The sequence below is a fragment of the Pseudomonas sihuiensis genome, assembly GCF_900106015.1.
GTDB lineage: Bacteria > Pseudomonadota > Gammaproteobacteria > Pseudomonadales > Pseudomonadaceae > Aquipseudomonas > Aquipseudomonas sihuiensis.
Genome location: NZ_LT629797.1, coordinates 2,217,849 through 2,242,557 on the forward strand (window position 1 = coordinate 2,217,849; position 24,709 = coordinate 2,242,557).

Genomic DNA, 24,709 nt, shown 5'->3' on the forward strand with positions numbered 1-24,709 from the left:
CCAGACATCCTCGTGACCGCCGCCCGTATCTACAGATTCAAATATGTCAAATCTGCCTCGACATAGAATCGAGGGGCTCTCCCTGACGGCAGCAGCAATCCAAGCTCAGGACCTTTCGAAAAGCCAATGCACAGCCGACCTGCCTGCAGCACTGAATATCCTGGACAAGTGGAAGGTCTCCTGCGAGCAGGCTTGCCAGGTACTGCGGATTTCCCGCAGCACCTATAACCGTGCCAGCCAGAAGCATTCAGCCCCGGCAGTGAGCCTGGACGCCGATCAGATGCAGCGCATCAGCCTTGTGCTGAATATTCACGCGGTCCTGCGTTTGGTGTTCGACGACCCCGACAACGACTACGGCTTCCCCTCGATGGAGAACCGCAACGAGTTCTTCAATGGGCGTACGCCGCTCGAAATCATGGTGCAGGGCGACATGGTCACGCTGTACGAGCCGTTCCGGCAGATTGATGCGCAATGGAGTACCCAGGGTGATGCTGAGCGATCTCCCCATCTTGGAAGGTGGAAGCCCGCAGGCCTACTGCTTGGCCAATTCCACGCGTTCCCACCGACGAAGACCACGAACTGCTATCCACAACAGGCAAAAACCGGCCATATACGGACACTCAATTGTCTACTTACAATCAGGCTGGCGAAGCAGGCTGGAAGTGAGCACCTGTTTGAAGACTGCCAACAGCTTTACCTCCGATAACGCAGGGCTTCTACCAACAAGGCAAAGGCGGGAGAGGCCTGTCGGCGGTTCGGGTAGTAGAGGTGATAACCGCCAAAGTTTGGTGCCCACTCGACCAGCACAGCCTGCAGACACCCATCGTCGAGATGCGGCTGGACCATAGACTCAGGCAGATACGCCAGGCCACAGCCTGCCAGCGCCGCGTCGAGAATAGGCAAGATACTGCTGAACACCACCTGCCCCTCTACTCGTACGCTGATTTCACGCCCCCCCTTCGTGAATCGCCAGGGGAAAATGCCTCCCGGTAAGCGCAAATTGATGCAGTTGTGGCTGGTAAGGTCTTGGGGTTTGCGTGGCCTGGAATGAACGGTGAAGTACTCGACCGAGCCAACAACAAACATGCGGATATCCGGGCTGATCGGCATGGCAATCATGTCTTTGGCAATCAGCCCACCACGGCGTACACCGGCATCGAAACGCTCACCAACAATCTCGTTGAGGCCGTAGTCGGTATTCAGTTCCACGCGGATGTCGGGGTACTCGGCGAGAAATGGCTTGATGGCAGGCCAAAGTACCGTTCCGACAGCGAACTCGTCGGCAGTGATACGGACAGTGCCGGCCGGCTTGTCACGCAACTCACTGAGGGTCTCCAGCCCGGCTTCGATGTCTTCCAGGGCCGGGCCGATGACGGCCAGCAAACGCTCACCCGCCTCGGTCGGTGCAACGTTGCGGGTGGTGCGGGTCAGCAGGCGGATGCCGAGACGTGCCTCCAGCGCGCGAATGGTTTGGCTCAGGGCGGATTGCGATACGCCCAGTTCGCCCGCCGCCCGAGTGAAACTGCGAGCACGAGCGACTGCCATGAAGGCATTCAGGTCATTCAGGTTTTCGGAAGTCATTCATTAGCACGTCTAATGTGTTCGTTCGGATTTTAGCGACTAATCAACAGAACGCTCCATCTATAGCCTGTGCGTCATGTCCAACCCACCAGGGAAACGCCCATGAAACAGGCCATCACCTTCAAGAACCGCCAACTGGAAGTCGCCGCCGATCTCTACCTGCCCGCGGACTTCGATCCGCAGAAACGCTACGCGGCCATCATCTGCGCGCACCCCATCAGCAGTTGCAAAGAGCAGACATCCGGCCTTTACGCCAGCAAACTTGCCGAGCTGGGTTATGTGGCCCTGGCATTCGATGCGTCTTTCCAGGGCGCCAGTGACGGCGAACCGAGCTACCTGGAAGACCCTGCCACCCGCATCGAGGATTTCCGCTGTGCGGTGGACCACCTGGTTACCCTGCCCTATGTGGACGAAAACCGTATCGGCGCCCTGGGTATCTGTGGCGGAGGCGGTTACGCGGCCAGTGCAACCATGACGGAACGCCGTATCAAGGCACTGGGAACCGTGGTGCCGGCCAACTATGGCCGCCTCATGCGCGAGGGCGATCACAGTTCGGACGCGGCGCTGAGAACGCTGGACGCCATCGCCCAGCTGCGTACCGCCGAAGCTCGTGGCGCAGAGCCTTTTATCACCACTTACATCCCCGACTCGGTGGAGGCGCGTCTCCAGGCCGGCATCACCGACATCGACATCGTTCAGGCCGTCGAGTACTACCGCACACCACGGGGACAGCATGGTCACTCCCCCAATCGCCTGCTTCTGTCCGGCTGCGCCCCGGCCGTTGGCTTCGATGCCTTCCACCTGGCCGAGCAACTGCTGACCCAGCCGCTGCAGGTGATTGTCGGCAGCGTGCCCGGTGGCTTCGGCTCCTATCGCGATGGTTTCGAGCTGTTCAATCGCGCGCGCTCGGCGCACAAGCATATTCGGGTGGTCGAGGGAGCCAGCCACTACGACCTCTACGATCAGCCGGACGCGGTCGCCCAGGCCATCGAGCAGTTGCAGAGCTTCTACCGGGACAACCTCTGAGTCCCGGTTTACAGCACCTCCCCCCACATTCCCCCCGGCTGAGGGGGATGTGATTGGCGCCGGTTTCCCTACCCTTGGAGTGCGCGCAATCAGGTTTGCTTCGTTTGATGCCACCCCAAGGATCTTCTCCATGACAAGAAAAACAGTAACGGTCTTTTCGGCTACAGGCGTGGCGGGTAGCGCCTGCGTCGAGGAGCTTCTGGCACAGGATCTGTTCAACGTTCGCGTACTGCTTCGCGAAGGCAATCTCCGCGAAAAGTCCTCGTCCGGTCTCATGCTGACCACCGAGGAGAAGCAGAAGAAGTGGGCGGATTGGCAGGAGCGTGGAGTCGAGTTGCGCTCAGCGGATATCAACAACGTCGAAGAACTGGTTCCGGCGCTGGAAGGAACCGACTACCTCGTTTCCTGCGTGCCGCTTTATGCAACCGAATCCCAGTACCCGCTGATCTACGCTGCACGAGCAGCTGGCGTGGAGCGTTTCGTACCCTCCGAATTCGGTTTCATCTATGAGTGGGAGTCCCGCCAACCCACGCTCACCGTGCATAGCCGGATCGCTCGCCAGAAGGTTTTCATCCAGAGGATGATCGAGATGGCAGGCCTGGATTACACCATCATTCCCGCCGGGCTCTGGCCCGAGTACTACATGCAGGAACCCGTGGGGATCATGGGTGACGGCGACCAGAAATTCTCCTGGTCCACGGGCAAGGATGTCGGCCGGATCATTCCCCATGTACTGGCCCATCCCGCTTCACGTAATGCTATCTGCCCCGTGGCCGCTACCGCCTATTGCTCCTGGAACGAGCTGCTCGATGTTCGCGAGCGCGTACTGGGCCGCGCAGTCGAGCGCAAGTACATGAATGGCGCTGAATGGAAGGCAGCCTACAACGCCGCTCCTGACGGCCCCATGAAAACCATCCTCGGCATTGGCGTCGCCGCGACCGAGCAGCCTGAGGGCATGCCGCTCTGGGCCAACTGGAACGGACTGTACCTGCCGGAGTTCAAGGGCACGCCCCTGGAGGAGCTTTTCGTGGACTACATCGAGCCCTTCACCGCCGCCCTGCAGTCGTCGGCGAACTGATCTGGCCGGAAAGTCGGAGGTCGGGGCTGCCCTATGGTCGTGTCCAGTCAGCCCCGGACACCGCTGATGCCTTCCGGGCCAATCGGCAACATTGACAACAAGAGCACGCCCGCCGTATCGCCCGGACCGTGCCTTCTTCTTACCGTCGGGAATTCCCAGAATGATCACCCATGCTCGCTGGCTCATGGGCACTGCCGCCCTCTTCAACTGGTCCGTCGTACTTGGTTTTCTGTTCCTGAACACCCAACTCGGCGTGCTGCTCCATCTTGATAGCTCCAGCGGCAGCAACCTGGCGATGCGCGACCTCGCGCTTGCACTCGTCGCGACCTTCGGGATCGCATACTTCTTCGCCGCAATCAATCCCGTACGCGGCCGGCCGTACATCGTCCTCGGCGCAGTTGGCAAAGCCTTCGCCTCGCTGACGATCTTCATCCACTGGCTGGCCGGGAACATCGGCTGGCAACTGCCAGTGCTACTGCTTGGCGACGTGCTCTACAGCCTGCTATTCATCCACTTTCTGCGCCGCTACTGAGTATCCAGGGCAGGTGGCCAAAGGCCTCTCCCGGAATCCTGCCCCCACCCCCAGCCAGGAACATCGACGATGAACAGTCCCGAGATATTCGTTGCCAGCGCAGTTCGCACCGCCATCGGCACCTTCGGCGGAACCCTGAAGGACACGCCACCCGCTCGCCTCGCCACGCTGGTCGCCCAGGCGGCCCTGTCGCGCGCGGGCTGCGACCCGCAGTGGGTGGAGCACGTGGTGTTCGGCAACGTCATCCCCACCTGCCCCGCGGATGCCTACATAAGCCGTGTAGCGGCCCTGCAGGCCGGCATTCCCAAAGAAACGCCGGCCTTCATGGTCAACCGCCTGTGCGGCTCCGGCCTGCAGGCCATCGTCAGCGCCGCCCAGGGTCTGTTGCTGGGTGATGGGCGGATCGCCATCGCCGGTGGCGCCGAGTCCATGAGTCAGGCGCCCTACCTGGTACCGGGCGCACGTTGGGGCGCGCGCATGGGGGACACGCCGATGTTGGACTTCATGCTCGGCGTACTTCATGACCCGCTGCACCGCATCCACATGGGAATCACGGCGGAGAATGTGGCCAGACTGTACGGCATCACTCGGGAAGATCAGGACGAACTTGCCCTGCAAAGCCAGCGGCGAGCCGCTCGGGCCATTGCCGAAGGGCGCTTCGACAGCCAGATAGTTCCTGTGGAACTCCAGACCCGCAGAGGCGTAACCCAATTCGACGTGGACGAGCATGTACGCGCGGAGGTGACCCTGGAACAGCTCGCGAAGATGAAACCGGCTTTCTCCGAGGGTGGCACGGTCACCGCCGGCAATGCCTCGGGACTCAATGACGGTGCCAGCGCCCTGCTCCTGGCCACCGGCGATGCGGTGAAGGATCTGAATCTGCGTCCCTTGGCCAGGCTCGTGACGTACGCCCACGCGGGTGTCGAACCGACACTGATGGGACTCGGCCCCATTCCGGCAACGCGTCTGGCGCTCCAGCGCGCTGGCCTGAGGGTGGATGATATCGATGTCATCGAATCCAACGAAGCCTTTGCCGCCCAGGCCTGCGCAGTTGCCAGGGAACTGGGGTTCGATCCGGACAAGGTGAATCCCAATGGCTCAGGCATTTCCCTGGGTCATCCGGTAGGCGCGTCCGGCGCCATCATCGCCACCAAGGCAGTCCATGAACTTCAGCGGATCAAGGGCCGATTTGCCTTGGCCACCATGTGCATCGGCGGCGGACAAGGGATCGCCGTCATCTTCGAACGCGTCTGATGGAGCCGGTCAGGGAGTTCGCCGAGATTCAGCCCACGACACGAATCTCGAGCTCCCTGACGGCTCCTTCGGCGCGTCTCGCCTGCGCATCAGCGTCACCCGGCCTGGACCAGGCCCGCATCAAAGGTGCCTGAAACATGAGCACAGCCAAGTGCATGGAACCCACCTCGACACCCACCGGCTCGCGCTTCGCACGCAACCGGCCAAAAGCCCTCCAGCTGTTCGCCGAACGCGGCTTCGCCCAGGTCAGCCTGCGCGAACTGGCCAGCCACCTCGAACTCACCGCCGGCTCGCTCTACAACCACTGTTCGAGCAAGGAAGAGCTGCTGCTGGAGTTCATCGAAGAGCATTACATGGCAATGCTGTCGTTGTTCGACCGCCGCTATCGCCGGGAATCCCCCGCTGCCACCCTGCAGGTGGTAGTCCAGGGGTTGGTCTCGCTTCACCAGTCGCATCCCCTGCACTTCCAATTGGCGACCCGCGAAACCGGATGCCTGAAACCAAACCAGCGACTCGCCATCGATCGACTCCGCCAGCAACTTCGGCAACAGCTCAATTCCCTGCTGTGCGCCGCGGGACTCGCAGCCCCCGGGCAAGTCGATGCTCCGGCGCTGGAGCTTTTCGAGCATCTGCCGCTCTGGTTGGCGAGTTATCCGCTGGATGAACGGCAACGCTGCGCGGCACTCATGCGCCATCTGACTGCCACCCAACCCACCTTTGAGACAAGGCGATGAACAGCTACAAAGCTCCTTTACGCGACATCAACTTCCTCCTCACCGATGTCTTCAACGCGGGCGCCCTCTGGGCAAGTTTCCCGAAACTGGAAGGTTCGCTGGACGAGGCCATCGCCGGCGCGGTGCTGGAAGAGGCCGGCAAGCTGGCCGGCGAAGTGCTCGCCCCTCTCAACCGCAGTGGTGACGAGGAAGGCGCGCAGTGGCGCGACGGCGTGGTGACAACCCCTTCCGGCTTTCGCGAGGCGTTCGCCACCTATGCCGACGGTGGCTGGATCGGTTTCACCGGTAATCCAGCCTTCGGCGGCCTGGGCATGCCCAAGATGCTCGCGGTGCATGTCGAGGAAATGCTCCATGGGTCCAACTCCAGCTTCGCCCTGTACTCGGTGCTGAGCAGTGGTGCCTCCCTGGCCATCGACGCCCATGCCTGTGAAGAACTGAAGACAAAGTACCTGCCGAACATCTATGCAGGCGTCTGGGCCGCCTCCATGTGCCTGACCGAACCCCACGCCGGCACAGACCTCGGCCTTATCCGCACCCGGGCCGAATCCCAGGCCGATGGCAGCTACAGGATAAGCGGCACCAAGATCTTCATCACCGGCGGTGAGCACGACCTGACCGAAAACATCATCCACCTGGTACTGGCCAAGCTGCCGGACGCTCCTGCGGGCCCGAAAGGCATCTCCCTGTTTCTGGTGCCCAAGGTGATGGTCGCGGCCGACGGCTCCCTGGGCGAGCGGAACGCCCTGTCCTGCGGTTCCATCGAGCACAAGATGGGCATCAAGGCCTCGGCCACCTGCGTGATGAACTTCGACGGTGCCACCGGCTGGCTGGTTGGCGAGGCGAACAAAGGCCTGGCGGCCATGTTCACCATGATGAACTACGAACGCCTGACCGTCGGTATCCAGGGAGTCGGCTGCGCCCATGCGTCCTATCAGACTGCCGTGGCCTATGCGAAGGAGCGCCTCCAGAGCCGCTCCCCCAGTGGCGCGATTGCCGTGGACAAAGTCGCCGACCCGATCATCCATCACCCCGATGTGCGCCGCATGCTGCTGACCATGAAAGCCCTGACTGAGGGCGGCCGGGCTCTGGCTACCTACGTTGGAGCCCAACTGGACATCGCCAAGCATGGCGTCACTAGAGAGCAGCGCGCAGAAGCAGACACCCGCGTGGCACTGCTCACACCAGTGACCAAGGCATTTCTTACCGACACCGGCCTGGAGAGCTGCGTGCATGGCCAACAAATATTCGGCGGCCACGGCTACATTCGCGAATGGGGCCAGGAGCAACGGGTGCGTGACGTGCGCATTGCGCAGATCTACGAAGGCACCAATGGCATCCAGGCCCTTGACCTCCTAGGCCGCAAGGTCCTCGGCGATGGTGGCAAGGCGGTGGATGGTTTCCTGAGCGAGATCCGCCGGCACGCAGCTGAGCCCCACGTGGAGCATCGCGATGCGCTGCTGGCGGCTGTAAATGAACTGGAGGATGTCAGCCGCTGGATAGCTGACCGGGCCGCGGCTGACCCGCGCCAGGTCGGCGCGGCGTCGGTGGAATACTTGCACCTGTTCGGTTACGTGACCTACGCCTACCTCTGGTCGAAGATGGCCAGCGCCGCCCAGGCCAATCTTGCCGCTGACCCTGACTTCTACTCGGCCAAGCTGGCCACCGCCAACTTCTACTTCGAGCGCCTGCTGCCGCGCATCGAAGGGCTGAGCGCCTGTCTGCGCGGTGGTGCGGCCTGCCTTTACGAACTCGCTACCGAACAGTTCTAGCGCTACCTGTGCTCGCTCCAGAGCTTGCGTTAAAGTGGTTGGCGCACTTTGCTGCACCAACCACAACAAGAATAAGCAGGCCCCCAATCCGTGTTGATCACCAAGCTCCTGCCCCCGCGTTACCACCAAGCCCCACTGCTGCGCGAGCGTCTGCTCGATCGTCTGAACAACGTGGCCTACCAACGCCTGATCCATCTTCGAGCACCCGGAGGCTTCGGCAAGACCACCCTGCTGACGCAATGGCGAAAGGTCCTGATCGAGCAGGGGCACAAGGTCGGCTGGATCAACCTGGACGAAAGCGACAGTGAAGAAAGCCAGTTCCTCGGCTATTGGGTCGCGGCCCTGAAGCAGGCCGACTGCCCGGTCCCGCAGCAACTGATGGACACCTATGAGCGCGGGCGTCCGGAGTCCCTGGACAACTTCCTGACCGTGCTGGTCAACGTGCTCGCGGAGTTCGAGCACGAGCTCTACCTGATCCTCGACGACTACCATTGCATAGACAATCCGCGCATTCATGAACTGCTTGGCCGCATGGTGAAATACGCGCCCGCCAACTTCCACCTGGTCATCACCTCCCGCACCGAACTGCCCGCGTGCCTGGAGGAGCCGCGCCAGAAGAGCCGTGGCAACGAGCTCAATGTCCGCAGCCTGCGTTTCTCCGAAAGCGAAACCCAGGCCTTCCTCGCCGAGCGCATGGCGATCCCGGTGAGCGCCGAATCCTGCCGGGCCCTGTTCGAGGCCACCGAAGGCTGGATCGCCGGTATCCAGATGTTGGCGATGTCCAACGAGCTGAAGGATCCGGACCTGGCGGACTGGAACAAAGGCCTCTATCCCCTGGCGGAAACCATCCTGGAGAGCACCCTGAGCAACCTGCCCCGGGACACCCAGGACCTGCTGCTGCGGCTTTCCGTGCTGGATCGGTTCAACGTGGAACTCTGCGAGGAGGTGCTGGGCGTCAGGAATGCCCAGCACATGCTCGAAAGCCTGGCTGCAGATGGCCTGTTGCTGGTGCCGCTGGACCACGACGAACAGTGGTATCGCTTCCACGCCCTGTTCAGCGAGCACCTCCGGCAACGTCTCGCCAAGCGCGTGGTGGCAAGCCTTGGCGACCTGCACCAGCGGGCGCAGCGTTGGCTGGACACGGAAAGCGCCCAGACCCGCCCCAGCCTTTCGTCCTTCCTGCGCGAGTGCAAGAGCGAGCTCAACGCCATCGACCTGCCTTCCTTCCACTACCGCGCCAGCCTGTGGTTCGAACGCAAAGGCCATCTCGTCGAGGCCGTACAACATGCCCTGGCCTCCGAGGGTGAAGAGCGTGCCTATGACCTAATCGACCGCTGCGTCATGAACGTGCTGGCAACCGGCGACCTCAACACCATCCTGGCCTGGACCGACAAAGTGCCTGCAGCAGAGCTCGCCCGCCGTTGGCATCTGCGCGTTGCGCGCTTCTGGGCCATGGTACTGGGCGGGCTCCACCTCCAGAATGCACGCCAGGAATTGCACGAGCTGAATCAGGCCGTTGGCATCGTGGGTGGTATCAGTGCCTTCGAGTACCAGGTCTGCCTGCGCACCTTCGACGCACTCAGCGGCGACAGCCTGTCCACCCTCGAACTACTCAACCACTGGCCGCCCAGTGGCGACATCTACCACAACGGCGTCGCCTGCAACGCGCTGATCTACGCCCTGGCCACCGCCTCGCGCTTCGACGACGTGCCCAACATCCTGGTCCACCACCCCGAACCACCGCCCAGCGCCACGCGCGGCTTCACCTACGCCTACCGGCAATCCATCATCGGCTGGGTCCAGTTCCTTAAGGGCAACCTCGCCAAGGCGAGCAGTAGCCTCAGCGAAGCACTGCAGCGGTTGGACGAGAGTTTTGGCAGGCGCTCCGCCCCCTCCTGCGTGGTGTCGGGTTACCTGGCCGAATCGCTTTACGAAAGCAACGACCTGGGCGCCCTGAAGGCCCTGCTCAGTGGCCGACTGGAGGTCATGAACGAACGGGTATTCTTCGAGAGCTATATCCGCTCCCTCCTGGCCGGGGCGCGCCTGCAACACCTGCAAGGCAACGACGATGCCGCCCACGAACTGCTGGAGCGCCTGCGCCTCTTTGGCCAGAGCACGGACCTGCACCGGCCTGTCGCCGCCGCCTTGGCCGAACGCATCCGCCTGCTGTTGCTGGCCGGCGATCCGCAGGGAGCGAGGCGATTGCAGACCCAGCTGGAGCAGTTGGCGGCCTCGTATGACGCACCGCTGACGCCGGCAGCGATGGGGAGCACCTTCGACATTCCCGTCCTCGCCCTCCTCGCGCGCGCCCGCTGTGCGCTGAACGAAGGGGATGCCCCGGAAGCCCTGGACCAGCTGGATCGACTCTCAGGCCTGACAGCGGAGCTGCGCCTGGACTACTTCATCAAGGTGCGCCTGCTGCGTTGCCTGGCGCTATACCAGTTGGACGATCCCGATTGGCCCGACGCGCTGAGGCAACTCCTGGAGGTCAGCGCGCGCTGCCAGATGATCCGCAGCGTCTGCGACGAGGGGTTGCAATCGCAGCAGATGCTGCAAGCGATGGCGGGCAAGCTGTCCACCCCAGCCCTGGAAGAGCATCTGGCCAACATCCTCGGGGGATTCCAGCAGGCTCGTCAGGCACAACCCTCCCGGCAGCACACCGAGTACAACCTCAGTGGCCGCGAACAGGACATCCTCGAGCTACTGGTGCAGGGCATGCCGAACAAGCGCATCGCCCAGGCCCTGAATATCTCGGCGGAAACCGTGAAGTGGTACCTCAAGAAGCTCTTCGCCAAGCTGAATGTGAGCGACCGGGTGCATGCCATTGACAAGGCCCGCCGCGAAAAGCTCGTCTGCGACAAGGGCTCGGGCTGAGCCATCAGCCGCAAAATTTCCTGGAAATCTCCTGCAGGGTGGAATCACCGCCCGCAGGAGCATGCTTTGCGCGCCAGCCCAATGACGCGTTCGCTACCACCATTCAAAAGAATCGTCCTGCGCGAATGACCAGCAAAAAAAACGGCGTGAGCGGGTTCACTCACGCCGCAAAAGTCCAAAGCGATCAGTGGCGCACGATCACCTTGGCCAAACCGTCACGCTCCATGGCTGCCAGCAGATAGCGCGCACCAAAGGCCTTCGCCGGGCTGACGAAGCCGGCCGCGGTCAAGTCCCCGGACAGAATGCGCTCGATCCCGGCAACGGCCACCGACCCCGCCTGCTCGTAGCCGCAGTTGCCCTGGAGGATGACCGTCGACTGGCTTATCGGCCCGCTACCGTGGCAGGAAATCACTGCACGGCAGAGGTCCGGGTTCTCGCGAGGGGGCTCACTGGGTGTCCACTCATGGCCCCAGCCGTTGGTGACGGCTTCCTGCTCCTCCGGCGACTTGTGCTTGTGTACATCGTTGAACTCGCGCGCCAGCTTCAACACATTGCTCATCACCTGCGGATTGCCGAAGTTCACCAGCATGCTGCAGTTGCGCACGCGCGGATCGTCGACGTACCACACCGGCTCACCGCCGCCGCTCCACGGCAGGCAATCGAGCACCTGGTGGAAGGTCGGTGCCACCGCCTGGTACGCAGTCGCCGGCTCCCAGGGCACCAGCTGCTTCTGCGCCAGGTGGTACTGCGGCTGGCAGCACATGCGCAGGAAGGACAGGGTCGAGCTCACCGAAGGCAGAGAACCGCGCGTCACATAGACAAGGTCCAGGGTATCGATTCCCGGGGTTTCCAGACAGACTTCCGCCGCCAGGTGGCCGGAAGCCCACATGAAGGCCAGGGCCGGTATCAGCAACAGTCCGCGCTCGGCGTACGCCGAGGCATAACGCTCGCGCAGGAACAGCATCCAGTCCTGCTCGCCGGTGCTGTCCAGGTAATGGCAGCCGGCCTCCAGGGCCGCCTGGACTACCGGCTCGGCCAACTGCATGAACGGGCCGACGGTGTTGTAGATCACACTCTTGCCTTCCAGGAAGGCGCTCAGCGCCTCCTTCTCGTTCGCTACCTCGGCTACCTCGTAGCGAGCGTCTTTGAGCTCCGGCAGCGTAGCGAGCTGCTCACGGATCTTCGCCGCGCTGCGCCCAGCCGCAATGAAGGGGATGTTGCGCCCGGCCAGATGGCGGGAAATCAGCTTCCCGGTGTAACCACTGGCGCCATACACCACGACTTTGATATCGGACATTTCTTGTTCTCCGGTTTCACGCTTGTTGTTGTGATCTGCTGGAAAAGACCGCCTGCGCCGCCAGTTCGCATTCGAGCTGCTCGCGCAGCACGCGCTCGAGGGGCTTCTCCGAAGCGGTCTTGGGAATTTCATCGACCCGCTGCACGTGGCTGGGGATCAGGTTGCGCGGCAGGTGGCGGGCGCAATGCGCCAGCAGCTGGCGAATGTCCAGGGCGCGACCTGGCGCCTGGACCACGGCGGCGACGATTTCCTTTTCGCCTGGCGCACACGCCGGCGTGCCGCGGCCGTAGACGAACACGTCGGCGACCTCATCGGCTTCGGCGATCACCTTCTCGATCTGCGCCGGGTCGATGAATTCGCCGTTACGGCGGATGCCACTGCCGTCGCGGTAGTCGAAGTACACCCAGCCCTGCTCGTCCTTGTGTCCGATGTCGCCAGAGTGGAACCAGCCACCACAGGTTTTCGCTGCGGAAGCCTCCGGGTTGTTCAGGTAGGCCACGGGGGGATGGTCGTCGCCCGATGCTGCACGGAAGCAGATTTCCCCGCGCAGGCCCGCTGGCAGCTCCTGCCCCTCCTCATCCAGGATTGCGCAGCTGAGATGGGACGGCGGCTTGCCGATCGAGCCCATGGGACCAGCGCCTGGGGGATTGAGAGTCAGGCCCCCTTCCGCCGTTCCGTAGAACTCGAAAATCTCGACGTTGAAGCGCGCCGCGAAATCCTTCCAGATACTGGCCGGCATGCCCGCGCTGAACACGTAGCGAACCGGGTTGTCGGCGTCGTCCGGGCGCGGCGGCTCGGAATAGACGGCGGTAGTCATGCCACCCAGCAAGTTGAAGACCGTGCATTGGTGACGACGCAGGATCTCCCACAGACGAGACTTGGTGAACTGCCGGCTGATTACCGCGCGCAACCCCAGGTACAGCGCATTGCCCAAGGTGATGCACTGGGCATTGGCGTGAGTCAGGCTCAGCCCTGTGTAGGGTCGGTCGCCAGGGCGCAATCCCACCTGTTCGCCTAGCCCGGCGATGGCCGCGAAGCGCGCATAGGGGGCCACGATGGCCTTGGGATTCCCGGTAGTGCCGGAGGTGAACAGCAACTGCATCGGTTGCCGCAGATCCGTTGCCCGAACGGCAAGATCCGGGACACGATCTTCCAGCACATCCTGCAGGGCGCGTACGCGCACCTTCGGATGCGCACGCAACTCGTGAGCGTCTCCACCAGTGTCCAGCACCCAGAGCCACTGCAACTGCGGCAGGGCATCCACCAGCTCGAGGACAGCCGACAGCGCATGGTCGGCGACTATGGCACCGCGACAGCCGGAGAAGGACAGCAGGTACTGCAGCTTGTCGCCACTCGCACGGGCATCGATGGGAACGAAGACCGTGTTGGCGATGGACGAACCCACCATGGCCTCGACGAACTCGGGGTGGTTGAACATGATCAGGGCGAATGCCTCGCCCTGGGCCATGCCCTCGTCGTCCAGGCCGGCGGCGATGCGCTGGCCGTTCTCCCAGAGCTGGCGATAACTGCGGGTGCAGTCACGCAACTGTTGATCAGCATCGACATGGACGAAGGTCAGCACATCCAGATCGGGGGTTTCTTCGACCTTGCGACGGATCACGTTCGCCAGGATCAGTGAAGCGTTGTTCTGCATGGGGTCCTCCTAGCGGGTCAGTACGGTCATGCTCATCACCGCGGCATCCGCGCCGATGAATCCACCGCCGTTTTCAGCCAACCCGACGCGGGCCCCCTCGACCTGGCGCGCACCGCAATTGCCACGCAACTGCTCGACCAGCTCGAAGACCTGGCCCAGACCAGTCGCGCCGATGGGGTGCCCCTTGCGGTTGAGGCCGCCCGACACGCTAACCGGGATGCGTCCACCCAACTCGGTCGCGCCGGATTCCAGCAGGGCCACGCCTTGGCCACGTCCGCAGAGGCCCAGGCTCTCGTAGTACATGAGCTCGGACGCGGAGGAAGCATCGTGCAGCTCCACCAGGCTGAGATCACGCGGGCCTACTCCGGCCGCCTGGTACGCCAGGTCGGCGGCCCAACGGGCCACTTCCGGCATGTCCTCATCGACGTAGTCGTAGCCGCTGACGATCATCGATGCGGCGACCCGGATGGGTTGCCGTGCCACGAGGCGCTTCAACGCCGCCTCGGAGACGATCACTGCCGCCGCCGCGCCATCGCCGATGGGCGAACACATCGGCAGGGTCAGCGGATCAGCGATCTTGCGCGCGGCGAGAATCTGCTCGACCGTCAGCACATCCTGGAACTGGGCGCGTGGATTGAGCGCGCCATGCCGGGAGTTCTTCGCCGTGACCATCGCCAGATGGCGTGGTTCGCCACCGGCCATGGCCAGGTAGTCGCGTGCCCAGGTGGCATAGATATCCATGAACAGCGATCGGTCCTTGCCAGCCTGGGCGAGGTCGACCTGAGCCCCGGAGCGACGGATGCCCTCCCGCAGGAAGCCGAGCACGGCGTCCTGCTCATCCACGTCCACGCAGCCATCGAACACGGAGAAAGTGCGCACCTTGTCGTCGTGATAGAGCTTCTCGAAGCCGGCCGCGAGCACGATGTCGTAAAGCCCGTGGGTCACCATGGTGCAGGCCTGCTGGAAGGCCGTGGAGGCCGTCGCGCAGGCGTTTTCCACATTGACCACCGGAATGCGCCCTACCCCCAGCCCGCGCAGCACCGCCTCGCCGGCGATGCACACCTGCCCGGTGATGACCGGCGCGGCGCCGGTGCCCATCCAGGCGGCGTTGAGCTGGCCGGCTTCGATGCCGGCATCGTCCAGTGCCTGCTTGATTGCCTCGCGCGCCAGGCTGTTCAGGCTACGGCCCAGGTGCTTGCCGAAGCGGGTCATGCCAACGCCGATCACGTAGGCGTTCTGCCGGGCATTGCGGACCAGTTGCCGGTCCAGTTCCACGTTCACGCTCCAGCTCATCACAGCCACTCCGGGTTGATCAGGTTGTAGCCGCCCTTGATCGCCAGCACCTGGTTGCAGCCGTCCTCGATCATCGAGGCCCGGGCATCGCGGAAGATCTTCTCAACCGGGTACTCGCAGGTCAGGCCATTGCCACCGAACATCTGGATCGCATCGCTGGCGACCTCGAAGGCGTGCTCGGTAGCGGTGACCTTGGCCAGCATGGCGGCCTGCAAGGCAGGCACCGGCTCGAAGGCATTGAAACGGGCGACACGGCGGGTCAATGCCTGGGCAGACTCGACCTTGCGCAGCATGTGGAACAGACGTCGTGCCACGTCCTGGTGGCGAATGATCGGCAGGCCGCCCTGCTTACGCTCGTGGGCATAGGCCAGGGCATGGTCATAGGCAGAGCGCGCCACGCCACTGAAAGTTGCGCCCATCAGCAGGTTGGCATCGGTATGGATGGCGTAGACCGCGCGCTTGAAATCCTCCGGCCCGGCCAGCAGGTGGTCGATGCTGACCTTGACGTTGTCGAAATACAGCTCGCCCTGCGGCAGTGCGCGCTGGCCGATCTTTTCCAGCGGCTTGCCACGGGAAACCCCGGGCAGGTGGGTCGGTACCACCACGCAGAAGCCGTGCTGCGGATCAGGGCCATTCGCGGTCTCGGCAGCGCAATAGAGCACGCAGAGGTCGGCGATGCTGCCATTGGAGACCCAGGCGGCCTTTTGACCATTGATGACGATATGGCCGTCGCTGACCCGCGCCGTGCAATTGGGGCGGCCGTAACGACCCTGGGAATGGAACAGTTGCTGGCTGACGTCCAGCGAGTCCGTGCCGTGGTCCGGCTCGGTAATTCCCCAGCAGCCGATCAACTGCTCGGAGTACTCCTTGAGCACGAACTGGTTACCCATCTTCGCCGCCATGTAGAAGGGCAGCATGCGCGCTGCGGCCGCAATAGCCAGCCCCGCATCTCCCCAACCAAGCTCTTCGAAGAGGATCGGGAACATCACTGCACGTTGTTCATCGCTGAGGCTGAACAGCAGTTCCAGGCTGATACCCAGCTTGTCGTACTGACTGAAGAACTCGTAGAGGCGCGAGCCTTTGGCTGCCACCTGCTCGGCACTCAGCCGATCCAGTTCCTGGCCGATAGGCCGCATCACCTTGGTGGCGAACTGGCGCAGACTCTGGCGAAAAGCCTCGGACTCATCGTCCAGAGGTGGTTCACAGGCCCAGGGACCGAACTGCACCTTGGGCTCGGCCGGCCACTCCTGCGTCGGCAGATTGGAAGGGTTCATATTGCTGACTCCTGTTGAGCTGGAGTCGCCGGCCATCCGGCCGGCGACGATGAAATCACTTGCCGGCCGCCTCGAGCTTGCCCAGGGAGAAGTCGGACTCCTTGGCGCCCTTGCGGTTGACCACGTAGGTCGAGACGAAGTTGGTCGAATGCTGGCGTTTGAAGTCGATCTGCTGCCCCTGCACCGGCAGGATCGCCTTGTAGCCGTCCTCACCGGTGACCGACTGTTGCTGCATATGGTGGAAGCGCCAGAACTCGCCGTTCTTGTCGTAGATCTCGGACATCAACGGACGATTGGCCTGGACATCCACGTAGAGGATCTTCTTGCCGTAGGGATGGGCATCCGGCGGCGTACCCTCGAGCACCCAGACTTCGCGGGGCTGCCAGCCGAGCTTGGGATTGGGATTCCAGTGCGGCGGCGTGGTCACGTCCTGCAAGGGGAACTGGGCCACCGGGTCCTTCTCGCCAACCCCGACGGTCTGCGGGGTATCGGTTGCGGCGAGGATCCAGCGCTTGTCGATCAGCTTGACGCTCTTGTACCAGTTGGGCGGCGAGTCCCAGACGTCGATATCGTCCCCGAGGATGTCCAGGCCGCCCACCGGGTCCATCCAGGCGTTGCCCGAGATCCGGCGCACGCGGCGCACAGACTTCACGTAGGCCCAGACGTCGTCAGTCTTGAAACCATCGGCGTAACGCTTGGTGTAAGTGCCGATACCCTTGATGTCCTGTGGCGCCTCGGCGAATAGCAGGGTGTTCTGCAACATGAAGTCGCCGCCGATGCTGGCCGGGCCGTTGAGCCGGCCACGGGTGTAGAAGCGGTCCAGGCGATAGCGCTGCACCCGCTCCACACCCTTCTTGGCGTCGATGAGGATGTAGTGGAAGTTCTTCAGTTCCTGGGAGTCGCCCATGGGGCGGCCGTAGATGAAGTTCCAGACGATCTTGTCGCCGGCGTCCGGATCCTTCGGGTCGATCTGCGGGAAGGGCACACCCTTCTCCCAGCCCTGCACCGTGCGGGTAGCCTTGTCGAAGGTCACCTTGCCGGCATTACCCGAGCTGGCGTTGAGATAAGCTGGATCGAGCGCCACCGGCTTGGAAGCCGCTAGGGTCAGCCCCAAGTTGTAGTTCTTGATCTGCCACTGCACCTTCTCGGTCAGCAACTGACCGAGGGGCTTGCCCTCGAATGTGTCATTGAGGACCTGGTCGAGATTGCTCTTATCGACCAGCGTTCCCGCCGGCAGATCGGCCGCGACGGCGGACGTGGCGAGGGCCAGCAGGGTGCAAGTGAAAGCTGCATACCGGGAAAGTACGTTCATCGTGATTCACCAGACTCAGAATTGACGGGTCAGACGCAGCACCAGCTGGTCGTGGTTGTCGAGGTAGCCGAACAGGCGGGTGGAACTGCTGTCGCCCTGGGCGGAGTCGTTGCTGTTACCGGCCGGGAAGAACAGGTCGGCCTCGGCCCGCAGGCGCCAGTTGTCACCGATGACGAACTCCACCGCCGGGATCAGGAAGCCGCCACCATTGCCCACGTCTACGCCACCGGCCAGGGACGGGTTGATGGTGTCGTTGCGGTAGTTCATCTGCAGGACGGTGGTGAACACCGTGTTGTCGCGCTTCTTCTTGGCGCTGAACGCCGCCAGTTCGACAAGGTCGTCATCCTTCGAGAAGCCGACGACGCGCGTGTTGAACAGCTGCATCGAGAGGAAGGACGGCCGGCTGGTGCCGAGGACGCTGGTCAGGTCCACCGTCTTGTCCATACGCACCATGGACGTGAAGGTGTCCTTGCGCTTGATGCCGGCAAACCCTGGCGGCACCGCGCCACCGAACAGGGGCTCGCTGCCTTGGTTGAAAGCTGCGTCCTGGGTGTAGACCAGCTCGGTCGAAAACACCGCATCCGCCGCGGGCACGTAGGTGCTGGCTGTCGCCCCCCACACTGTGATCTCGGGGTGGATGGCATCGCCCAGCGCCCCCTTGGGCGCTTTCTTGTAGGGATTGAAGCGTGAATTGATCACCGGGTCGCCCTGGTAGGACTTGAGCCAGGCCAGCGAGTAGTTCACGTCACCGATGATCCCCGACCAGCGCAGGCCACCGGTGACCTTCTCGTTGTCGCCTTCGGGGTGCTCGTAGTCGGTATCCACCAGCGAGAAGAAGTCGGTCCCACGATATGGCTGGGGCGCCCAGCGGCCACCGTAGAAGTCGACGCTGTTGCCGATGGCGTTGTGCGCATCCAGCCCAGGGCGTACCAGCACCTGTAGCGAGCCTTCGAGCTCCGGGACCTGAATGGTGGTGTTGAGCATGATCAGGGGCTTGCGCAGCTCCTCGTTCTCCGGTTCGAGGAACGAGCGCCAGCGATAGTCGAAGCCATGCACCACATCCATGGCACGGAAGAAGTCAGTCTCGCCCCACACCACCTGCTGCTTGCCAACGCGGAACTTGACCCGGTCGTACTCGTAGTCGAAATAGAACTCGCGCAACTCAGCCCGGTCGTACTCGCCCATCAGGTCGCTGCCGCGCCCGCGAGCGCCGGTATTGGCCATGGAGCGATTGATGTCCTGCAGGTCGTCCTGGTAGTCGGTCATCAGCTCCTTGTCCAAGCGGGTGATGGCCTTCCAGCTCAGGGGGCCGGTGACGGCATCGGCATCCAGCAGCAGGGAGCCACGCAGCATCGACAGCTTGCCCTTGTCGTCACCACGGGTTTCCGGAGCGTCCTTCAGGTTGAAGGAGGACCAGCCCCGGACGTAGCCGCCCAGGCTGAAGCCGAACTCGTCGTTACCGTAGTCCATTGCCTGGACACCCGCGGACAGGGTGCACAGTGGCAGCAAGGCCAGGGCCAGTGAAGGCCGGGGGGCCTGAATTATCGATTGCATCCTAAACACCTCTCATTGTTCTTATTGATGGCAGGGATTCATCCGCGCCGACGGCTCAAACGGCGGGCTTGGAGTCGAAGTCGCGCCGCTCCTCCCGGTGCGGTGCGGCGAAGATGAATTGGGGTTTGAAAACCAGCGCTAGGGCCGGCATGACGAACAGCGACGTGAAGGCGGACACCATCAGCCAGAGGCCGATCAGCAGGCCCATCTCGGCCTGGAAGCGCAGGGAGGAAAAGCCCCAGAGCAATACCCCGGCCGCCAGGGTAAATGCGGTCAACAGCACCCCGCGCCCTGCCGAACCGATGGACTGCAGCACGGCCTCAAGAGGGCTCGCCTCGGGGTATTTCTCCAGGTACTCCTTGATCGAATCGACGATGTAGAAGGCGTAGTCCACGCCCAGGCCGATCCCCAGCGCGACCACCGGCAATGTGCTGATGCTCATGCCGATTCCCTGCCAGGACATGAAGGCGAAAGTGACGACGTTGGAGACCAGCACCGGGATGATGAAGAAGATGCCGCTGACCGAAGAGCGGTAGACCACCAGGCAGCAGACCACTACCACCAGGAACGCCAGGGCGATGGCCTCGATCTGGTCACTGAGCAGCACTTCGTTGACCGCGGCGATCACCCCCAGGCCACCGCCGGCGAGCTTGACGTCGGCCTGCTCCAGCGGGTTCTCGGCGATGAAGCGCTGGGCGTAGTGCACCGCGTTGCGCAGGGTGTCGCCCTTGTGGTCGCGGAAGAACAGGGTGATGGCGCCGTTCTGGAACTGCCGGTCGGCGTACTGCGCCATGTCCTCCGGCGCCGCGCCCTGCAGGTAGAAGTTGATCAGCTCGCCGTTCTCGGTCTGCGACGCCCCCAGCTCGCGGTAGCGTGGATTGCCTTCATAGAGGTTGCGCCGGATGTCCACCACCAGGTCGGCCAGCGATACGCTGCCGCCGATTTCCGGTTGGCGCTCCATGTAGCGCGAGAAACGTTGCGCCCAGTCCAGCACCTCCGGCGCCTTGAGCGAATCCGGCCCACGTCCCTCGATGACCACGAACATCTGTTCGGATCCCGGGTACAGGCGGTTGATCAGGGCGCTGTCACGGTTGAACGAAGCCTCCTTCCAGAGGATCGGCGAACCGTCGCTGGCATCCCCGACCTGGATTCGTGAGGCCTCGAACAGCAGCCCCGCGAGCAGCACCACGCAGGCGGGTGCCACCAGATAACGGGCCCGGGTGGACACCAGCAGCGAAGCGACGCGCAGTACCGCAGCGAGGATGAAGTCGAGATTCAGCGGATGCACAAACCCCTGCGGACGGCGCACCCAGGACAACATGATCGGTGTCATCACCACGGCGGATACGGCAATGCTCATCACCCACACCGCACCGATGATCGCCACCTTGTGCAGCAGCGGGATCGGCGTGAGCATCACGCAGAGGATGGCCCCGGCATCGGCATACAAACCGAGCATGCTGGGACGGAACAGCTCGGTCATGGCCTGCTCGGCGGCGCGGCGGGACACCACCTGTCCGTCCAGAGCCAGGTCGTCATAGCGGGTGATCAGTTGTACCGAGTGGGAGAAGGCGCGCGCCGTGATGATGAAGGCCACGACCACTACCAGCGGGTCCCAGTTGTAGCCCAGGAGCGCGCTGATCCCCAGCGCCCAGATGCCGGAAATGCTCCCCGCCAGCAGCGGCAGCAATGTGCCGCGCCAGGTCCGACTGAAGACGAACAGCAACACCAGCATTGCGGCGAGCGACAGCAGCGAAAGTCCCAGGGTTTCCGGCAGGTAATGAGCGACCCAGCCGTAGAGGATCGGTTCGCCCACTAGGTGCAGGCTGACCTGCCCCTGGATCGGCGACGCATCGAGGATCGCCTGGATCTGCGGGAAGATCGCCTTGTAGTTCACCAGATGGTCATAGAAATCCACCTGGATCAGGGTCGAGTTGAAATCGCGGTCGACGAACAGGCCGTAGACCATCGAGTTATTGAGGATCGCCTGGCGCAGGACCTGCAGTTCAGCTTCCGTGCGCGGTACGCGATCGCCCATCAACGGCTCGGTCTCGATACCTTCAGTCGAGGCATTCACCCGTTTCAGCTTGCGCGAGGCGAGGGAGACGATCTGCTGCGGGTTCACCCCCTCCACCTTGCGCAAGGCGCGGGTGATGCGCTGCACCTCTTCGAGGATGTCGCCCCGGAGGATGTCGCCCTCGCGCGCCTTGACCAGGATCGATACCCGGTTGCTGGCGGCGAAGCTGTCCTTGTACGCCTGATGCACCTTCACGTACGGATGGTCATGGGGAACCATGTCCGAGAAGCGGGTTTGGATGTCCAGCCGCGCCAGGCAGAGTGCGAAGAACAGGGTGATCAGCCCAACCACCAGGGTGACCGGAACGCGATGGGCAATGGACCACCCGGCCAGGCGGGCGGCGAAGCTCTGCAGCTGCCTCATGGCCGACCTCCCGCCGTAATGACGGTCAGGCGCCCGGCCTCGATCATCGCCAGTTGCTGGCCCACCAGCAGGTTACCGCCGGCAACCGGCAGCACCCGGGTGAAGTAGCCCTTGCTCAACCCGGCCGGAGCGACGTCCTGCCAAGCCTCGCTGGGAGTGCGGCTCTGGAAGTAGACGCCATGGTCGCCCACCACACTCCAGAGCCCCTCCTTGACCACGACATCATGCAAGTGGTCAGTCGTGAAAGGCGCGACGGCATTCCAGCTGTCACCACCATCCCGGCTGACATAGGCATGACCCGCATTGCCGACGGCAACGCCCACCTGGCCCTCGAATGCCACTGCGCGCAGGCTCTCGCTGCCGAGCTCAAGCGTGCTCCAACTCTGGCCACCATCACGGCTGCGCAGCAGCCGACCAAACTCCGCGGCGATCCAGAGGTCGCCACCGGTCCCGGGGCGAATGGCATTGAAGCCCACATCCTGCTCATCCCCCAGACGCTCCCAGTTACCAGCGTCCGGACCGGCACGGAAAAGCACGCCCATCTCGCCGGAGACCCAGAAGTGTCCATCGATGAAGGCCACGTCGAGCAGCTTGCCGCCCACCTCCCCCACTGGCAGCGGGGCATGGCTCCAAGCCTGGCCTGGCGCCTTCAGCCATAGGTCACCGAGGTTGCCGACGGCGACCACGACACCCGCTGGCGAAACCGCAACGGCCTGCAGGTTGGTGCGGGTCGGCAGGACCTCCCGGCTCCACTGGGTGGCCCCGTCCACGCCATGCAGTATCGCGCCGTCCTGCCCCACGACCCACAACGAGTCGAGATCGCCTGCCGCGCCGAAGAACATGTCACGGCGCTCGAGCACGGGCTGAGACAAGGGAGCGCCATTGGCGCTGGGTTTGACGAAGACGGCTGCATAGGCGAGGCCGGCGATCAGTACCCAGGGCGAGAGACGCCCGATCCACGGCAGGATCACGCCTTGCGCCTGCGCCTTGCGAAAGGCATGCGCTGCGGGCCTGGAAGAAGTTCTGAAGCGAGGATCAGGACGGGAGACGCCGGAGCGCGACGGCGGGCAGGCGGAGCCCGATGAACCAGCATCGGGAACGGTTTGCGGACTTTGCATGGGGGCACCTGTAGTTGTTCTTGTGCGTGGAGCTCATCATCACGACTCATCCACGCCGGGGCTTCCCCCCAGGGCAGGTGGTTGGCGGGGGGATCACGCGCGGCGCGCGTCCAGGTTCAAGAATGTTCAGCGGAGACAGGCTGGAGCCGCCCAGGCCAGGAGGCTGGCTGGGCGATGCAGGAGGGAGACAGGAAAGGCGGCAGGCCCTCGGAGGGGCCTTGCTCTAGCCGTCGGGAGTACCGGGGGTAGGTGTAAGGAGAGCGCTTCTTATCCGCCGAGCCCCATCATCGACTTCGCTTGACGGGTGGCTTCGGTGGTGCGAATGGCCAAGGTACGGACTTCGTCCGCGACAACGGCAAAGCCCCGCCCACTCTCCCCGGCTCGCGCAGCCTCGATGGCGGCATTCAATGCCAGCAGATTGGTCTGGGTGGCTATCCCCTGGATGGAACTGACGATCCCACCCAGCCTTCTCAGGCTTTCTTCCAGGACCTGGTGCTGATCCGCCTGCGCTTTCCGCAATTCAGCTTCCTCATGCTCATTCTGGATGTCGATCAGAGAGCCCATGACCCGCAAAGGGGTGCCATCCCCGCTCCGCTGCGCGAGCCCTCGCGCGCGGAACCAGTGGTAGCTGCCATTCTTGAGCTGCAGTCTGTAGGTGAGTTCGAGAGGAGCATCCGCCTGGCGATCCTGCATGTAGGCGGCAAAGGCGCTGATGCTGCTCTGCCTATCCTCCGGGTGGATCCGTGAAGCCCAGCTGTTCAGCTCCCTCGGAAAGTCCTCAATCCCATCGAATCCCAAGACCCTCAAGAACTGGGGCGACCACCACACCTCGTTACGCGGATTGACTGGATCTCCCGCGACGACCTCCATATCCCACAGAGCATCGTGGATGGTTTCGAGCGTCAATTGGAAACGGAGCCTGCTCATATCCAACTCCGCAGACTGCTGCCTCGGAATCTCTATATCGCGCAAGGTGAACAGAATGCGAACCGGACTCCCGCATTCGCCGCGCCTGACGCTACTGCGAGCCAGGAACCAGCGGTAGTCACCGGAAGCCGCCCTTATACGGAGCTCCAACGGCCAGGGCGCCCCATCCCTCGCGATCAATGACTGCTGCAAGGAATGCCGGTCATCCGGATGCACTCGCTCCAGCCATTGGCCCAGGCAAACGGGAGTATCCTGGCCGAGCAAGCCCCTCAGCCTGGGCGAAAGAACCAGTTCACTCTGCGAGTCCAGCGCCCTGCCCTCTCCTACTGAAGCCTCCCAATGGCACTCCTCGATGCAGGACTCCAGCAGTTGAAAGCGATCGTCAGCCAGGGTATGTCGTGACCTCAGCTCGGATTTCTGCTCTTTTAACCTGCACAGTTCGGCCACGGCCTCAGTGTGCAATCTCTCCAGCTCGGCCAGCCGGTCCCGGACCTTCGCCAGCGCAACCTCCGCGTGCAGGGCAAGCTGCCGGCCGCTCATCGCGGCATCTTGCACCTCCTCGCCGAGCAGCCCAGACAGTTGCAGCAGCGTTCTCCTTGCAATGCGCGCAGTAGAAAAAAGGAACATGGAAAACTCCTCGGGAGATGCGGCCATCACCCAGCGCGACAGGCTCGTGGGGAAAGCAGCATATGGCGCAAGGCAGAAAAAAGAGTGGCGCCAGGAGCGGCGCCACCCAACGCTCAAATCGTTCTGTTCCACCTGGCAACTGCGATTACCCAATGGTCGACTAGCATCGTGAAATGGCAGGTAGCCCCTCTCACACTTCATGTGCTCATCGCCAACGCCGCGCCTCTGGCCTCTCTCACTACAACTGCAAAAAAGAGGGAATGCGCAACACACAACGAGGCTTGGCTTTTCGTGGCGTCCCCAGGTGCGCCTAATCGTGCCAAGGGAAAGCGAGCACCTCTTTCCCCCAATTCAGGTAGTACAAG

Annotated in this window: 16 protein-coding genes and 3 pseudogenes; 8 read left to right on the forward strand and 11 right to left on the reverse strand. The window is 63.1% G+C overall.

What is annotated here, in order from left to right:
• Positions 1-43: 43 nt before the first annotated feature.
• Positions 44-475 (forward strand): annotated as a pseudogene (locus BLT86_RS10480) (antitoxin Xre-like helix-turn-helix domain-containing protein); the annotation flags it as partial.
• A gap of 218 nt (positions 476-693) precedes the next feature.
• Here the strand turns inward: BLT86_RS10480 and BLT86_RS10485 are convergent.
• A complete protein-coding gene (locus tag BLT86_RS10485) occupies positions 694-1,581 on the reverse strand; it encodes a LysR family transcriptional regulator (protein ID WP_092376498.1) in 888 nt (295 codons plus the stop codon).
• A 102-nt stretch (positions 1,582-1,683) separates the two neighbouring features.
• On the opposite strand from BLT86_RS10485, the gene BLT86_RS10490 reads away from it, so the two are divergent.
• The 7 genes from BLT86_RS10490 (at position 1,684) to BLT86_RS10520 (ending at position 10,848) form a co-directional block, all read left to right on the forward strand.
• A complete protein-coding gene (locus tag BLT86_RS10490) occupies positions 1,684-2,607 on the forward strand; it encodes an alpha/beta hydrolase (RefSeq protein ID WP_092376501.1) in 924 nt (307 codons plus the stop codon).
• A gap of 130 nt (positions 2,608-2,737) precedes the next feature.
• Positions 2,738-3,685 carry an NmrA family NAD(P)-binding protein gene (locus tag BLT86_RS10495; protein ID WP_092376504.1) on the forward strand — a complete coding sequence of 316 codons (948 nt, stop codon included), beginning with the start codon at positions 2,738-2,740 and terminating at the stop codon, positions 3,683-3,685.
• 160 nt (positions 3,686-3,845) lie between these two features.
• Entirely contained in the window at positions 3,846-4,217 is a 372-nt protein-coding gene (locus tag BLT86_RS10500; RefSeq protein WP_092376508.1) for a hypothetical protein, read from the forward strand.
• A 69-nt stretch (positions 4,218-4,286) separates the two neighbouring features.
• Positions 4,287-5,471: an acetyl-CoA C-acyltransferase family protein gene (locus BLT86_RS10505; RefSeq protein WP_092376511.1), complete on the forward strand. Its 1,185-nt coding sequence runs from the start codon at positions 4,287-4,289 to the stop codon at positions 5,469-5,471.
• Between the two features lie 137 nt (positions 5,472-5,608).
• Positions 5,609-6,205: a TetR/AcrR family transcriptional regulator gene (locus BLT86_RS10510; RefSeq protein ID WP_092376514.1), complete on the forward strand. Its 597-nt coding sequence runs from the start codon at positions 5,609-5,611 to the stop codon at positions 6,203-6,205.
• Positions 6,202-7,974: an acyl-CoA dehydrogenase C-terminal domain-containing protein gene (locus BLT86_RS10515; protein WP_092376518.1), complete on the forward strand. Its 1,773-nt coding sequence runs from the start codon at positions 6,202-6,204 to the stop codon at positions 7,972-7,974. Before BLT86_RS10510 ends, BLT86_RS10515 begins: the two co-directional genes overlap by 4 nt.
• A 90-nt stretch (positions 7,975-8,064) precedes the next feature.
• Positions 8,065-10,848, forward strand: a complete 2,784-nt coding sequence (locus tag BLT86_RS10520) for a LuxR C-terminal-related transcriptional regulator (RefSeq protein WP_157719672.1) — start codon at positions 8,065-8,067, stop codon at positions 10,846-10,848.
• A gap of 184 nt (positions 10,849-11,032) precedes the next feature.
• Here the strand turns inward: BLT86_RS10520 and BLT86_RS10525 are convergent, their stop codons facing one another.
• From BLT86_RS10525 to BLT86_RS10565, 10 genes and pseudogenes are all read right to left on the reverse strand, one after another.
• Complete coding sequence (locus tag BLT86_RS10525) at positions 11,033-12,145, reverse strand: saccharopine dehydrogenase family protein (RefSeq protein WP_092376524.1); 1,113 nt, start codon at positions 12,143-12,145, stop codon at positions 11,033-11,035.
• A 16-nt stretch (positions 12,146-12,161) separates the two neighbouring features.
• Positions 12,162-13,799 (reverse strand): AMP-binding protein, encoded by a 1,638-nt coding sequence (locus tag BLT86_RS10530; protein WP_092376527.1) that lies wholly within the window; start codon positions 13,797-13,799, stop codon positions 12,162-12,164.
• Between the two features lie 9 nt (positions 13,800-13,808).
• Complete coding sequence (locus tag BLT86_RS10535) at positions 13,809-15,092, reverse strand: thiolase family protein (protein WP_092376530.1); 1,284 nt, start codon at positions 15,090-15,092, stop codon at positions 13,809-13,811.
• Complete coding sequence (locus BLT86_RS10540) at positions 15,092-16,366, reverse strand: acyl-CoA dehydrogenase family protein (RefSeq protein WP_092376533.1); 1,275 nt, start codon at positions 16,364-16,366, stop codon at positions 15,092-15,094. The genes BLT86_RS10535 and BLT86_RS10540 overlap by 1 nt, the downstream gene beginning before the upstream one ends.
• Before the next feature lie 55 nt (positions 16,367-16,421).
• Positions 16,422-17,678 (reverse strand): DUF1329 domain-containing protein, encoded by a 1,257-nt coding sequence (locus tag BLT86_RS10545; RefSeq protein WP_092376536.1) that lies wholly within the window; start codon positions 17,676-17,678, stop codon positions 16,422-16,424.
• 15 nt (positions 17,679-17,693) lie between these two features.
• On the reverse strand, positions 17,694-19,232 hold the full coding sequence (locus BLT86_RS10550; protein ID WP_197676098.1) for a DUF1302 family protein: 1,539 nt from the start codon (positions 19,230-19,232) through the stop codon (positions 17,694-17,696).
• Between the two features lie 55 nt (positions 19,233-19,287).
• Complete coding sequence (locus BLT86_RS10555; protein ID WP_092376539.1) at positions 19,288-21,672, reverse strand: efflux RND transporter permease subunit; 2,385 nt, start codon at positions 21,670-21,672, stop codon at positions 19,288-19,290.
• Positions 21,669-22,544: a WD40/YVTN/BNR-like repeat-containing protein gene (locus BLT86_RS10560; protein ID WP_157719673.1), complete on the reverse strand. Its 876-nt coding sequence runs from the start codon at positions 22,542-22,544 to the stop codon at positions 21,669-21,671. The genes BLT86_RS10555 and BLT86_RS10560 overlap by 4 nt, the downstream gene beginning before the upstream one ends.
• A 543-nt stretch (positions 22,545-23,087) precedes the next feature.
• Positions 23,088-23,363, reverse strand: a pseudogene (locus BLT86_RS26430) (methyl-accepting chemotaxis protein); the annotation flags it as partial.
• Positions 23,361-24,545: pseudogene (locus BLT86_RS10565) on the reverse strand (PAS domain-containing protein); the annotation flags it as partial. The pseudogenes BLT86_RS26430 and BLT86_RS10565, both read right to left, overlap by 3 nt.
• Positions 24,546-24,709: the final 164 nt, after the last annotated feature.

Bases quoted from the DNA above. Each gene is read 5' to 3' on its own strand.
- BLT86_RS10485 (WP_092376498.1), bottom strand. From the start codon at position 1,581: ATGACTTCCGAAAACCTGAATGACCTGAATGCCTTCATGGCAGTCGCT.
- BLT86_RS10490 (WP_092376501.1), top strand. From the start codon at position 1,684: ATGAAACAGGCCATCACCTTCAAGAACCGCCAACTGGAAGTCGCCGCC.
- BLT86_RS10495 (WP_092376504.1), top strand. From the start codon at position 2,738: ATGACAAGAAAAACAGTAACGGTCTTTTCGGCTACAGGCGTGGCGGGT.
- BLT86_RS10500 (WP_092376508.1), top strand. From the start codon at position 3,846: ATGATCACCCATGCTCGCTGGCTCATGGGCACTGCCGCCCTCTTCAAC.
- BLT86_RS10505 (WP_092376511.1), top strand. From the start codon at position 4,287: ATGAACAGTCCCGAGATATTCGTTGCCAGCGCAGTTCGCACCGCCATC.
- BLT86_RS10510 (WP_092376514.1), top strand. From the start codon at position 5,609: ATGAGCACAGCCAAGTGCATGGAACCCACCTCGACACCCACCGGCTCG.
- BLT86_RS10515 (WP_092376518.1), top strand. From the start codon at position 6,202: ATGAACAGCTACAAAGCTCCTTTACGCGACATCAACTTCCTCCTCACC.
- BLT86_RS10525 (WP_092376524.1), bottom strand. From the start codon at position 12,145: ATGTCCGATATCAAAGTCGTGGTGTATGGCGCCAGTGGTTACACCGGG.
- BLT86_RS10530 (WP_092376527.1), bottom strand. From the start codon at position 13,799: ATGCAGAACAACGCTTCACTGATCCTGGCGAACGTGATCCGTCGCAAG.
- BLT86_RS10535 (WP_092376530.1), bottom strand. From the start codon at position 15,092: ATGAGCTGGAGCGTGAACGTGGAACTGGACCGGCAACTGGTCCGCAAT.
- BLT86_RS10540 (WP_092376533.1), bottom strand. From the start codon at position 16,366: ATGAACCCTTCCAATCTGCCGACGCAGGAGTGGCCGGCCGAGCCCAAG.
- BLT86_RS10545 (WP_092376536.1), bottom strand. From the start codon at position 17,678: ATGAACGTACTTTCCCGGTATGCAGCTTTCACTTGCACCCTGCTGGCC.
- BLT86_RS10550 (WP_197676098.1), bottom strand. From the start codon at position 19,232: ATGCAATCGATAATTCAGGCCCCCCGGCCTTCACTGGCCCTGGCCTTG.
- BLT86_RS10555 (WP_092376539.1), bottom strand. From the start codon at position 21,672: ATGAGGCAGCTGCAGAGCTTCGCCGCCCGCCTGGCCGGGTGGTCCATT.